This window comes from Streptomyces sp. NPDC044002, from assembly GCF_056434525.1.
In genome coordinates this window covers 1-12,534 of the sequence record NZ_JBWKEZ010000069.1, presented here as the reverse complement: position 1 = coordinate 12,534, position 12,534 = coordinate 1, and the positions used below count along the sequence as shown (strand labels likewise).

Annotated in this window: 10 protein-coding genes; 8 read left to right on the top strand and 2 right to left on the bottom strand. The window is 74.1% G+C overall.

Annotated features, from left to right (window positions below; all coding sequences use genetic code 11):
* Positions 1 to 120: 120 nt before the first annotated feature.
* The gene (locus tag AC07A6_RS34365) at positions 121 to 609 is read left to right on the top strand and encodes a hypothetical protein (RefSeq protein ID WP_478779729.1); all 489 of its coding nucleotides are present in this window, start codon (positions 121 to 123) and stop codon (positions 607 to 609) included.
* Positions 610 to 681: 72 nt separating this feature from the next.
* Here the strand turns inward: AC07A6_RS34365 and AC07A6_RS34360 are convergent, their stop codons facing one another.
* The gene (locus AC07A6_RS34360; RefSeq protein ID WP_478779728.1) at positions 682 to 2,421 is read right to left on the bottom strand and encodes a lytic transglycosylase domain-containing protein; all 1,740 of its coding nucleotides are present in this window, start codon (positions 2,419 to 2,421) and stop codon (positions 682 to 684) included.
* 265 nt (positions 2,422 to 2,686) lie between these two features.
* Here AC07A6_RS34360 and AC07A6_RS34355 point away from each other — a divergent pair, with 265 nt between their 5' ends.
* From AC07A6_RS34355 to AC07A6_RS34340, 4 genes are all read left to right on the top strand, one after another.
* Complete coding sequence (locus tag AC07A6_RS34355) at positions 2,687 to 3,490, top strand: thioredoxin domain-containing protein (RefSeq protein ID WP_478779727.1); 804 nt, start codon at positions 2,687 to 2,689, stop codon at positions 3,488 to 3,490.
* Positions 3,491 to 3,685: 195 nt separating this feature from the next.
* Positions 3,686 to 4,372, top strand: coding sequence for a hypothetical protein (locus AC07A6_RS34350; RefSeq protein WP_478779726.1), 687 nt, complete (start codon positions 3,686 to 3,688; stop codon positions 4,370 to 4,372).
* 137 nt (positions 4,373 to 4,509) lie between these two features.
* On the top strand, positions 4,510 to 5,292 hold the full coding sequence (locus AC07A6_RS34345; protein WP_478779725.1) for an SDR family oxidoreductase: 783 nt from the start codon (positions 4,510 to 4,512) through the stop codon (positions 5,290 to 5,292).
* Positions 5,293 to 5,332: 40 nt separating this feature from the next.
* Positions 5,333 to 7,912, top strand: a complete 2,580-nt coding sequence (locus AC07A6_RS34340) for a bifunctional FO biosynthesis protein CofGH (RefSeq protein ID WP_478779724.1) — start codon at positions 5,333 to 5,335, stop codon at positions 7,910 to 7,912.
* Positions 7,913 to 7,973: 61 nt separating this feature from the next.
* Here the strand turns inward: AC07A6_RS34340 and AC07A6_RS34335 are convergent, their stop codons facing one another.
* Positions 7,974 to 9,050 (bottom strand): tyrosine-protein phosphatase, encoded by a 1,077-nt coding sequence (locus AC07A6_RS34335; protein ID WP_478779723.1) that lies wholly within the window; start codon positions 9,048 to 9,050, stop codon positions 7,974 to 7,976.
* A gap of 762 nt (positions 9,051 to 9,812) precedes the next feature.
* Here AC07A6_RS34335 and AC07A6_RS34330 point away from each other — a divergent pair.
* The 3 genes from AC07A6_RS34330 (at position 9,813) to AC07A6_RS34320 (ending at position 12,413) form a co-directional block, all read left to right on the top strand.
* Positions 9,813 to 10,871 (top strand): ADP-ribosylglycohydrolase family protein, encoded by a 1,059-nt coding sequence (locus AC07A6_RS34330; RefSeq protein ID WP_478779744.1) that lies wholly within the window; start codon positions 9,813 to 9,815, stop codon positions 10,869 to 10,871.
* Between the two features lie 92 nt (positions 10,872 to 10,963).
* On the top strand, positions 10,964 to 11,824 hold the full coding sequence (locus tag AC07A6_RS34325) for a TIGR03619 family F420-dependent LLM class oxidoreductase (protein ID WP_478779722.1): 861 nt from the start codon (positions 10,964 to 10,966) through the stop codon (positions 11,822 to 11,824).
* 109 nt (positions 11,825 to 11,933) lie between these two features.
* A complete protein-coding gene (locus tag AC07A6_RS34320; RefSeq protein ID WP_478779721.1) occupies positions 11,934 to 12,413 on the top strand; it encodes a hypothetical protein in 480 nt (159 codons plus the stop codon).
* Positions 12,414 to 12,534 lie beyond the last annotated feature (121 nt).

The following is a 12,534-nucleotide window of genomic DNA, read 5'->3' as shown; positions in this document are numbered from 1 at the left end:
CGTTCGGGGCCTGCCACTGGTTCCCCTGAGTGACCGTTCATCACGTTGTGTGTGCATTTGCCGTGGCCCGGGGATGGTCGGTCCTGGTACGAGGCCGTCACGGGAAAGGACGCACAGCACATGAGGAAGCTCGCTTGGGCCGCACGAGGTGTCTCCGCCGCTACGGGGGCCCTGCTCCTCGGAGCCCTGATGGTGCCGTCCGCGGCGGCCAGCGGCGGTCCGGCGCCGGAGCCGGACCACGGCAAGAAGAAGTGCGGGCCGGTGGCGCGGCACGTCAGCACCGCCGCCGCCGAGTACGGGGTCGTATACGGGACGGTGTTCCGCCTGACGACGGACCGGGACGGGCACGCCTTCCTCAACGACGGCCGGAACCCCGGCGTCTGGATCGACCTCAAGGTCGTCCCGAACGCCCCGAAGTGCGTCGTGGACACGGCGATCTCCATCACCGGCATCACCGGCGTCGGCCCCCAGGTCGCCATCACCCTGCTGAGCAAGAGCGGTGTGCTCTACGAGGCCCGCTGCACCACCAGCGCGACGGCCTTCAGCCCGACCAACCTGCCGGGCACCTGCGGCGTCGGCTTCCAGGCCGTCCAGGCCACGCCGGTCTGACCCGCGCGCACGCGACGGAACGGCCGGCCGCGCCCAGCGCGACCGGCCGTCCTGCGTCGGCAGGGACCCGGGTCAGGCCTTCGGGGCCGGTGCGGTGGCCGGCGCGGTGGCCGGTGCGGTGGCGGTGGCGGGGGCGGTGATCTCGATGGTGACGATCAGCTCGGTCTTGTCCGCCGTGAGCAGCCGCAGGTGGTACGTGCCCGCGGGGACGTCCGCGGTGAGCAGGGCGGGCAGGGTCGCCTTGCCGTCGGCGCCGGTCGTGACCGCCTTCGTGAACAGCTTGTCCCCGGCCGTGGCGCCCTGGAACCACGGGCCCTTGGCGGTCTTGGCGTCCACGGGGGTCCAGGCGCCGCCGGCCGTCTTCTCGACGAGAGCGGCGGTGAGCTCCGCGCCCCCCACCGGCTTGTCGCCGCGGGCGAGCAGGTACTGCAGGCCCGTGACCGGGGCGCCCGCGGTGACCTGCACGGTCTTGGTGCCGGTGAGCACGGGCTTCTCGGCCGGCTTCTCGGTGGTCCTGCCGTCCAGGGCCACGGTGAACTGGCTCTTGGCGTCGTAGGCGGTGGCCCGCAGGGTGAAGGTGCCCGCCTTCGGGCCGGCCTTCAGCCGCGGGGTGGTGGCGATGCCCTGGGCGTCGGTGCGGACGACCACGCTCGCCTCGCTGCCGAAGACGAAGCCCGTGCCGCCGGTGGTGTCCTGCTCGACGGCGACGACGACGGCCTGGTCGACGGCCGGCTTGCCGTCGCTGAGGACCGCCTTGAAGCGGGCGCCCTCCGCGAAGAGGCTGCCGGCCTCGGCCTCCAGCTTCGCGTCGCCGGCCCGCTCCAGCTTGGCCAGGGTCGCGGGCGCCGGGGTCGGCTTGGAGGGCTCGGGGGTGGGCGTCGGCTTCGACGGCTCCGGGGTGGGCTTCGGCGTCTGGTTGCCCGGGTTGGAGGGGTTCGTCGGGTTCGTCGGCCGGGTGGCCGGCGGCTGCGGGGTGGGGACGCGCGGGGTGGGGATGGTCGGCGTGGGCGGCGTCGGGTAGTTGCCGACGGGCGGGTTCGGGATCCCGGCCGTGCCGTCCTGCTGGTACTGGCGCATGTAGCCGAGCACGGAGTTCACGTACTCGCGCGACTGGTTGTAGCCGAGGATCGCCTTGTCGAGGTCGGCCGGGAGGGAGAGGTCCTTGCCGCCCGAGCAGAGGTAGAGGCCCGCGCCGAGCGCCGCGTCGTAGATGTTGTTCGCGTCGCGCTTGCCGTCCCCGTTGCCGTCGGCCTTCCAGGTGGCCCAGGTGGAGGGGATGAACTGGAGCGGCCCGAAGGCGCGGTCGTACTCGGTGTCGCCGTCGAACTCGCCCTTGTCGGTGTCCAGGATCTTCGCGTAGCCGTTGCCGTCCAGGCGGGGGCCGCGGATCGCCTTCTCCGTGGTGCCGTCGCTCTTGAGCCCGTAGCCGGAGGCGTGCACGGACTCGACGCGGCCTATCGCCGCGACCAGCGTCCAGGGCAGCTTGCACTTGGGCAGGGCGGCGGCCACGGCCACCTCGGAGCGCTTGTAGGCGTCGAGGGCGGTCGCGGGGATGGCGGAGGAGCCTTCGGCCGGGTTGCCCCCGGTGCCGGCGGCGGGCGGGACGACCGGGTCGGCGAGCTGGCCGGGCAGGTCGAGGCGGGCGTCGCCGCGGTCGGTGGCCTGCGGGCTGTCGGGCGTGGGCTCCGCCTCGCCGGCGCCGGCGACCGGGGTGTTGGTCACGACGGCGGCCGTGGTCAGGCTGGCCGCGAGGGCGGCCGTGCACAGGACCTTGCGCGAGGTGTTGACTACATGGCGGTGAAGCGGCTTCACGGTGCGGCGATCCCCCCAAGGCGGCCGGCAAGGGCGTACGGCCGGTCGGGCCGCGATTGTTCTGTCTATCAGGTATTCCGACACGACTCACCGTCGCCCCCGCAGATGTGACGCACCATTCGTCTCGGCTTCACCCGGCTGTGGCCCAGGACGTCCAGCCCGGCTCCGGCGGCCCTCCGGCCCGGCCCCGCCGGGCCCTTCGGCCCTGTCCGGAACACCCCAAAGACCCGTACTGGGACGGCTCGTTGCTCTTTACCCTGTTTTCATGGCGAGCAGCAGCAAGAAGGACCACCGCCGCGAGGCCCGGGAGCGGCTCCGGGCGGAGCGGGAGACCGAGGCCCGGCGGGCGCGGCTGCGCGGACGGCTGCTCGTCGGCGGGGCGCTGGCGGCCGTGCTGGCGGTCGCGGTCGGGGTGGGGGCGTACGCGGCGGGGCGGGCCGGACCGGGGAAGAGCGAGGCGGCGGGCAAGCCCTTCCTGCGGCCGGCGCACACCACCGGCGAGGACGGGGTGGTGGTCCCGTACGGCAGGGCGGACGCGAAGGACGTCGTGTCCGTGTGGCTGGATCCGCGCTGTCCCTTCTGCGCGAACGTGGAGACGGGCCTCGGCCCGGCCTTCAAGGAGCAGGCGGACGCCGGGACCTACCGCGTCGAGTACCACTTCGCGACCTTCCTGGACGGCGGCCTGGGCGGCAAGGGCTCCAAGCGCGCGCTGAACGCGCTGGGCGCGGCGGTGAACGAGAGCCCCCGGAAGTTCCTGGACTACCTCCAGGTGCTCTACAAGAACCATCCGAGCAGGGAGACGGACGACAGGTTCGGATCCACGGACACCCTGCTGGAGCTGGCCGGGCAGGTGCCGGGGCTGCGGACGCCGGAGTTCGACCGGGCCGTCGAGGAGCTCTCGTACATGCCGTGGGCCGACAAGGTCTCGAAGGCCTTCGGCGAGAGCGGCAAGCGGGGCACCCCGGTGGTGGAGGTCAACGGCAAGGAGGTGGGGGTGCTGTCGGGCCGGGGGGAGGCCGTCTCCCCGGAGGCCTTCGCCCAACTGGTCGCGGCGAACCGGAAGTCCTGAAACGTAACAGGGGCTGTGACACGGGCCTGATACGTTTCAGGCCAATCGAGCGCACTGGTGTTCGGCACCCCTCTTCCGTGGGCCCTTCCGTGAGAACGCCCGGAAGCGGAAACGGAATCGGAACCGGAACCGGTACCGGTCCGGGGGTCCCGCCGGTCGCCGTTGCCTGCCGCCGCCGATCCCGAAGGCCCTCCCATGAGCACTCCGCCGCCGAACCCCTACTCCGGAGCCCCCGTCCCGCCCGGCCCGCACCCCGGCGCCCCGGCCGGGCAGAACCCGTACGGCCAGCCCCCGGCGGGCGCGAACCCGTACGGGCAGCAGCCGGGCGCGGGGCAGAACCCGTACGGGCAGCAGCCGGCCCCCGGCGGCTACCCGGCCCCCGGCCAGGGCCACCCCGCTCCCGGCCACCCCGCCCCGGGTTACCCGCAGCAGCCGCAGCACCCGCAGTACGCCGCCCCCTACCCGCACCCGCACGCCCAGGCGCCGGGCTGCCGCCAGTGCGGAGCTCCGGAGACGGCGAACTTCGCGGTGCGCGCGCACGTCGGCGTACTGATCCTGATGCGCTTCCACACCCTCAACGGGCCCTTCTGCCGCCAGTGCGCCCGGTCGCTGATCCGCACCATGACCACCAAGACCCTGTGCCAGGGCTGGTGGAGCCCGTTCTCCCTGGTGATCTTCTCGCCGTTCACGCTGCTGTGGAACCTGTTCGCGGCGATGAAGTACTCCAAGCTCCCGCACCCCACGCCCGCGCCGGGCCGGCAGCCGCTGGAGGAGGGCCCGCCGGTGCACGCGCGGCCGCTCGCGTACGTGGCGATCATCCCGCTGCTCTGGGCCACCTGGGTCGCCGTGAACATCTTCCTGGACGTGAGCGGCCGCCGCTGAGCCCCGCCGGGCCCGGCCCCCGGCCCGGCCCCCGGCCCGGCGCCCGCCCCCGCACCCCTTCACACCGGCGCCCCGCACCCCTACCCTGACGGCCCGTCAGATCCTTTGATCCGAGCCGAACCGCCAGGGGGCGCGTGATGCTGCTGCGAGGGAAGACCGTCGTCGTCTCCGGTGTGGGGGCCGGGCTCGGCCACCAGGTGGCCGCCGCCGTGGTCCGCGACGGCGGGAACGCCGTCCTCGGCGCCCGCACCGCGGCCAACCTGGCCAAGTCCGCCGCCGAGATCGACCCCGACGGCACCCATACCGCCCACCTGCCCACCGACATCTCCGACGAGGGGCAGTGCGAGGCCCTCGCCGCACTCGCCCAGGAGCGCTTCGGCGGCGTCGACGCCGTCGTCCACGTCGCCGCCTGGGACTCGTACTTCGGTGGCCTGGAGGACGCCGACTTCGGGACCTGGCAGCAGATCATCGACGTCAACCTCCTCGGCAGCCTGCGCATGACCCGGGCCTGCCTGCCCGCCCTCAAGGCCGGCGGCGGCTCCGTCGTCTTCATCGGCACCCAGTCCGCCGTGGCCGCCCCCAACGAGGTCCGCCAGGCCGCCTACGCCGCCTCCAAGGGCGCCCTGACCTCCGCCATGTACTCCCTGGCCCGGGAGCTCGGCCCGCACCGGATCCGCGTCAACACCGTGCTACCCGGCTGGATGTGGGGCCCGCCCGTGCAGGCCTTCGTCACCTTCACCGCCCACACCGAGGGCGTCCCCGAGGCCGAGGTCCACCAGCGCCTGGCCGACCGGATGGCCCTGCCCGACCTCGCCACCGACGGGGACGTCGCCGACGCCGCCGTCTTCCTCGCCTCCGACCGGGCGCGGGCGATAACCGGCCAATCCCTGCTGGTCAACGCCGGTGAGCTGATGCGATGACGCCCTCCACCGGCATCCGGACGGATCGTATGCTCGCCCCATGACCACTCCGAGTGCCGCCCCGACCGACAACGCGATGCGCCGTGCGCTGCGGCGAGCCCGCGACGGCGTCGCGCTCGACGCGGCCGAGGCGGCCGTCCTCCTCCAGGCCCGCGGCGCGGCCCTGGAGGACCTGACCGCCTCCGCCGCCCGGGTCCGCGACGCGGGCCTCGCGGCCGCCGGCCGGCCGGGCGTGATCACGTACTCGAAGAGCGTGTTCATCCCCCTCACCCGGCTGTGCCGCGACAAGTGCCACTACTGCACCTTCGCCACCGTCCCCGGCAAGCTGCGCCGCGCCGGCCACGGGATGTACATGTCCCCGGACGAGGTCCTCGACATCGCCCGCCGCGGCGCCGCGCTCGGCTGCAAGGAAGCCCTCATCACCCTCGGCGACAAGCCCGAGGAGCGCTGGCCCGAGGCCCGCGAGTGGCTGGAGGCGCACGGCTACGACGACACCATCTCCTACGTGCGGGCCATCTCCATCCGCATCCTGGAGGAGACCGGGCTGCTGCCGCACCTCAACCCCGGCGTGATGTCCTGGTCGGACTTCCAGCGCCTCAAGCCCGTCGCCCCCTCCATGGGGATGATGCTGGAGACCACCGCCACCCGCCTGTGGTCGGAGCCCGGCGGCCCGCACCACGGCTCCCCCGACAAGGAGCCCGCCGTCCGGCTGCGCGTCCTGGAGGACGCCGGGCGCTCCTCGGTCCCCTTCACCTCGGGGCTGCTGATCGGCATCGGCGAGACGTACGAGGAGCGCGCCGAGTCGCTCTTCGCGCTGCGCCGGATCTCCCGGGCCTACCACGGCATCCAGGAGCTGATCATCCAGAACTTCCGCGCGAAGCCGGACACGGCCATGCGCGGGATGCCGGACGCCGAGCTGGACGACCTCGTCGCCACGATCGCCGTCGCCCGCCACATCATGGGCCCCTCGGCCTGCCTGCAGGCCCCGCCCAACCTGGTCGACGGGGAGTACGCCCGCCTGATCGGCGCCGGCATCGACGACTGGGGCGGCGTCTCCCCGCTCACCCCGGACCACGTCAACCCCGAGCGGCCCTGGCCCCAGATCGACCTGCTGGCCGAGCAGTCGGCCGGGGCCGGTTTCGAGCTCCGCGAACGGCTCTGCGTGTACCCGGAGTTCGTGCAGCGCGGCGAGCCGTGGCTCGACCCCCGCCTGCTGCCCCACGTACGGGCCCTCGCGGACCCGGAGACCGGGCTCGCCGACCCGGCCGCCGCCGTCGAGGGGCACCCGTGGCAGGAGCCGGACGACTCCTTCGCCTCCTACGGGCGCACCGACCTGCACACCGCGATCGACTCCGAGGGCCGCACCGGCGACCGCCGCCAGGACTTCGACGAGGTGTACGGCGACTGGGAGGCCCTGCGCGAGGCGGCGGCGCCCGGCATGGTGCCCGAGCGCATCGACACCGACGTACGGGCGGCCCTCGCGCAGGCCGCCGACGACCCGGAGAAGCTCTCCGACGCGCAGGCGCTGGCCCTGCTGCACGCGGACGGTCCGGCGCTGGACGCGCTGTGCCGGATCGCGGACGACCTGCGCCGCTCGGTGGTGGGCGAGGACGTCACGTACATCGTCACGCGCAACATCAACTTCACCAACGTCTGCTACACCGGCTGCCGCTTCTGCGCCTTCGCGCAGCGCCGCACGGACGCCGACGCCTACACCCTGTCCCTGGAGCAGGTCGCCGACCGCGCGGCCCAGGCCTGGGACGTCGGCGCGGTCGAGGTGTGCATGCAGGGCGGCATCCACCCGGACCTGCCGGGGACGGCGTACTTCGACATCGCGCGGGCCGTGAAGGAGCGGGTCCCGGGCATGCACGTGCACGCCTTCTCCCCGATGGAGGTCGTCAACGGCGCCACCCGCACCGGGATGTCCGTACGGGACTGGCTGACGGCCGCCAAGGAGGCCGGGCTGGACTCGATCCCGGGCACGGCGGCGGAGATCCTGGACGACGAGGTCCGCTGGGTGCTGACCAAGGGCAAGCTGCCCACGGCCGACTGGATCGAGGTCGTCACGACGGCGCACGAGCTGGGCATCCGCTCCTCGTCCACCATGATGTACGGGCACGTGGACCAGCCCCGGCACTGGCTCGGCCACTTCCGCACCCTGTCCCGCATCCAGCAGGAGACCGGGGGCTTCACGGAGTTCGTGACGCTGCCCTTCATCCACACGAACGCCCCCGTCTACCTGGCGGGCATCGCCCGGCCCGGGCCGACGGTCCGCGACAACCGGGCGGTCACGGCGATGGCGCGGCTGCTGCTGCACCCGCACATCCCCAACATCCAGACGAGCTGGGTGAAGCTGGGCGCGGAGGGCGCGGCGGAGATGCTCCGCTCCGGGGCCAACGACCTGGGCGGGACGCTGATGGAGGAGACCATCTCCCGCATGGCGGGGTCGAGTTACGGCTCGTACAAGTCGGTCCAGGACCTGGTCGCGGTCGCGGAGGCGGCGGGCCGGCCGGCGAAGCCGCGCACGACCCTGTACGGGGAGGTGCCGCAGGAACGCCAGGACGCGGCGCGCGCCTCGGACGGCCACCTGCCGGAGCTGCTGCCGGTCCTGGAGCCGTAGGACGCGCGGGAGCGGGGCCCGCCGGTGCGCGGGCCCCGCTCCTGCTTCGCTCTGCTCCCGGTCAGCCGACCAGGAGGTCCTTCTTCAGCTCGCGCAGCTCGCGGGCGTCGATGCCGAGGCCGTCCTTGAGGTAGCGGTCGAAGGAGCCGTACTTGGCCTTGACCTCGTCGTAGCCCGCGTTCAGGTACTCGGGGCGGACGTCGAGGAGCGGCTTGTAGACCGCCGCCTGCTGGGCCGGGAGGTGGGAGAGGATCGCGTCGTTGGCGGCCTTGCGGTAGTCGTTGCTGGCCAGGTAGTCGGCCATCACCGTCTCCTGGGGGACGCCGAGGGCGGTCAGCAGGGTGGCGTTGGCCCAGCCCGTGCGGTCCTTGCCGGCGGTGCAGTGGAACAGCGCGGCGCGGCCGCGGTCGCTCCGTATGCCGTCGAGGACCTGCGTGTACGCCTTCTTGCCGCCCTCGCCGCTGACCATGGTCTTCTCGGCGTCGACCATCGCCTTGACGGCCTCGTCGGGGGACTTGGGCATGGTCTGGAAGGAGCCCGAGCCGGCGAAGACGTCGGCGACGACGTGGTTCGCGCCGGCCGGGACCTTGTCGGCGTCCTTGGTGCGCTCGTCCTGCATGCGCAGGTCGAAGACGGTGCGGACGCGCAGCCGCTCCAGCTTGGCCAGGTCGTTCGCGGTGAGCTTGTTCAGGGCGTCGGAGCGGTAGACCTCGCCCATCTTGACCCACTGGCCGTTGGTGGTGCGGTAGCCGCCGGCGTCGCGGAAGTTGGCCGTGCCCTCCAGCTTGATCAGGCGGTCGGCGAGGCGCAGGCCCTGGCCGTGGTCCGGCTGGAAGTCGAACCACTGGCGGTCGGCGGCGGGCAGCCCCTTGACGACGGCCTGGCCCTGGGCGCCGCCCTTGGCGACGACCTTGCCGTTGGCCTTGACCGCGACGCGCTTGGTGCCCTTGGTGTTCCACTTCAGCGTGTACGAGCCGTCGGCGGCGGCGGTGACGGTGGCCTCGGTGAAGGGGATGGCGGAGCGGTCCTGGTGGCTGCCGAACCACTCCCAGTCGGAGGCGGCGGCGGTGGGGACGGCGACCAGGGAGGCGGCGAGTGCGGAGGCGACGACGGTCGCGGCGAGGAGGGCCTTCTTCATGCCTCCGAGGCTGGGGGCGCGCGGCCAACGCCGGATGAACGAAGCGTGGCCGAAAACGACCGGGGTGAAGGCGAGTGGCAAAACGTGCCATGCGTTCCTCTCGGTGGCCTGAACCCTTCCCATTCCGGCCGTTCTCCGGTCAGTTACGGGCGACCCGCCAGAGCGCTTCCGAACACGACCGAAACCGTCCACTACAGTGCGCGTCCTGAGCCTGGGGGGACGGCAATGGACACGACGAGGAACACCAGTGGCTCCGCCGGTGGCTCCGCCGGGGACTCGGTGGACCACACGACGGCCCGGCCGCCGGCGAACGACGGCGGCACGACGGACACGGCCGTGCTGCGGGTCGTCACGGCCACGCCGGCCGGACCCGGCGGAGCGGCCGGGGCAGCCGGAACGGGCGCGGTGGCCAGGGTCGCCGCCAGGGCGGCCCGGGCGGCCTCCGCCGGAGCGGCCCGAGCGGCCTCCGGCATCGCGGCCGCCGCCGAACCCTCCGGGGGTGTGGACGCCGGGCACCCCGGGGTCACGGCCCCCGGCCCCGGGGAAGCCCCAGGCGCGGCCACCGGGCACCCCGGGGAATTCGGGCCCAGCCCCACGGGCACGGCCGGAGCAACGGGCGCCCACCCCACGGGAACCGCCGCAGGCACGGGCACGGGCACCGCAGGCGTGGGGCCCGCTTCCCCGGACGCCACCGCCGGAGGCACCGGCGCCCACCTCGCGGGAACCGCCGGAGGCACGGGCACGGGCACGGGCACCGCAGGCGTGGGGCCCGCTTCCCCGGACGCCACCGCCGGAGGCACCCGTACCGCCAAGGCCGCCCTGTGGGGGCGGGTCGAGCAGCAGGACTTCCGGAGCCGGGTGCGCGGGGTGCTGCTCGGGGGTGCGCTCGGGGACGCGCACGGCCGCCGGGGGGCCGTCACCGCCGCCACGCAGCTGACCATGTTCACCGTCGACGGCCTGATACGGACCCACGTGCGCCGGGACACCGGCACCTGGCACCCGCCGACCGACGTCCACCGCGCCTACCGCCGCTGGTACGCCACCCAGCACGACTGGGGCCCCGACGAGCGCCGCGCGGACAACGGCTGGCTCGGCAACGAGGAGTGGCTCTACGCCCGCCGCGCCCCGGAGCGGACCTGCCTGACCGCCTTCGGCGACGACACCCCCGCCACCCCCGACCGGCCCAAGAACCCCGCCGCCCGGGACGTGGCCGCCACCGAACGCTCGGCCCCCTTCGGGCTGCTGGTCGGCTGGGAGCCCGCACTGGTCCTGCAACTGGCCGTCGAATGCGCCGTCCAGAGCCACGGCCACCCCGCCGCCCACCTGTCCGCCGGGGCCTTCGCCGTGATCGTGCACGGCCTGACCCGCGGCGGCTCCCTGGACACCGCCGTCCGGCGCGCCCTCGCCCTGCTCGCCACCCGCCCCGGCCACGAACCCGTCACCGAGGCCCTCCTCCGCGCCCTGGCGGCCGTCACCCGTGCCGAGCCCGGACCCGGCGCCGTCGAAGCCCTCTCCACCGGCACCGGCCGCACCGCCGAGGACGCCCTCGCCGCCGCCGTCTACTGCGCCCTGGTCGCCGAGGACGTCCCGCACGGGCTCCGCCTGGCCGCCGCGGGCCACGCCGGCCCGCTGTGCGGGGCCCTGCTCGGCGCCCTGCACGGCGAGACGGCCCTCCCGGCCACCGGGCTGGCCGAACTGGAGGGTCGGGCCCTCCTGCTGGAACTGGCCGACGACTTCGCCCTCGAACTGACCCAGGGCCCGTCCCTGCACGGCCCCGCGATCAGTACCTCGCCCTGGCTGACCCGCTATCCCCGCGGCTGAGCCGACGCGCCACGGAGTCCCCGTACGCCCTGCCGTCCTCACGCCCGAGCCCGTACCTTGGCCCTCCCGACGTCTCGGAGGTGCCCTCGCCCATGCGGATCGCCACGACCATCTTCCTCACCGACCGCACCGTCTCCCCCACCCGCCTCGCCCGCGCCCTGGAGCAGCGCGGCTTCTCCGGCCTCTACCTCCCCGAGCACACCCACATCCCCGTCAGCCGGGACACCGACGCCCCCATGGGCGGTGAACTCCCCGCCCAGTACGGCCGCACCCTCGACCCGTTCGTCGCCCTCGGCCAGGCCGCCGCCGTCACCGAACGCCTCCACCTCGGCACCGGCATCACCCTCGTCGCCCAGCACGACCCGATCGGCCTGGCCAAGCAGGTCGCGACCGTCGACCACCTCAGCGGCGGCCGCCTCACCCTCGGCATCGGCTACGGCTGGAACGTCGAGGAGGCCGCCGACCACGGCGTCGACTGGCCCACCCGCCGCGAACGCGTCCGGGACCACATGGCCCTGATGCGCGCCCTGTGGGCGCCGGAGCCGACCGCGTACGAGGGCCCGTACGGTTCCGTCCGCGCCAGCTCCGCATACCCGAAGCCGGTGCAGGCCCCGCGCGAACTCGCCCCCGGCAAGCCGCTGTACGGCCCCCGCACCATGATCGGCGGGGCGGCCGGCCCGAAGCTGTTCGCCGCGATCGCCGACCACGCCGACGGCTGGCTCCCCATCGGCGGACGCGGCCTCACCGAGTCCGTACCCGCACTCCGCCGGGTCTGGGAGGACGCCGGGCGCGACCCCAAGGACCTCCAGGTGGTCCCGTACGCCGTCCAGCCGACGCCCGGCAAGCTCGGCCACTACGCCGAACTGGGCATCGAGGAGGTCGTCCTCCAGCTCCCCTCCGCACGGGAGGCGGAAGTCCTGCGCAGCCTGGACGACTTCGCCCAGTACCTCTGACGGAACCGGATCACCCCGCCCCGGCGTGTCAGCGGGTGGCCGCCACCTGCCCGTACGGCTGCCGGTAGCCTGGCCCGTCTTCGATCAACACGCCCCAGGGGGACTTCCCGTGCACAGCAACCTGCGTATCTCCGTCGCCGCCGCAGCCGGAGTCGCGGCCCTGCTCACCCTGACCGCCTGCGGCAGCGACAGCAAGCCGGCCGACACCAAGAAGCCGGACACCGCCGCCTCGGCCCCGTCGGCCTCCTCCCCGGCCGCCACGCCCAGCGCGGGCGGCGGCGCGCCGGCCGCGGGCAGCCTGGACGGCGGCTGGATCGCCATGGCGACCCCGGGCAAGGGCGTGGTGCTCACCGTCAAGGGCCAGAAGGCGTTCGTCGTCGAGGCCGCCACCGGCCTGACCTGCGAGGGCACCGCGAGCGGCTCGACCCTGGACCTGAAGTGCCCGGCGGGCGCGACCCGTTCGAAGGGCAAGGTCGACTCGGTCGACGCGACCACCCTGAAGGTCACGTGGGAGGGCGCCGGCCAGGACACCTTCCAGAAGAGCGAGCCGGGCAAGCTCCCGTCCCTCCCGGCGCTCCCGAAGTCGTAGTGCGCGCGGGGGGGGGGGGGGGCCCCCCCCCCGGGGGGGGGGGGGAGGGGGGGGCGGGGGGGGGGGGAGGGGGGGGGTGTGGGGATGAGCGCCCCACCCCACACAGAGGAGAACAGCATAA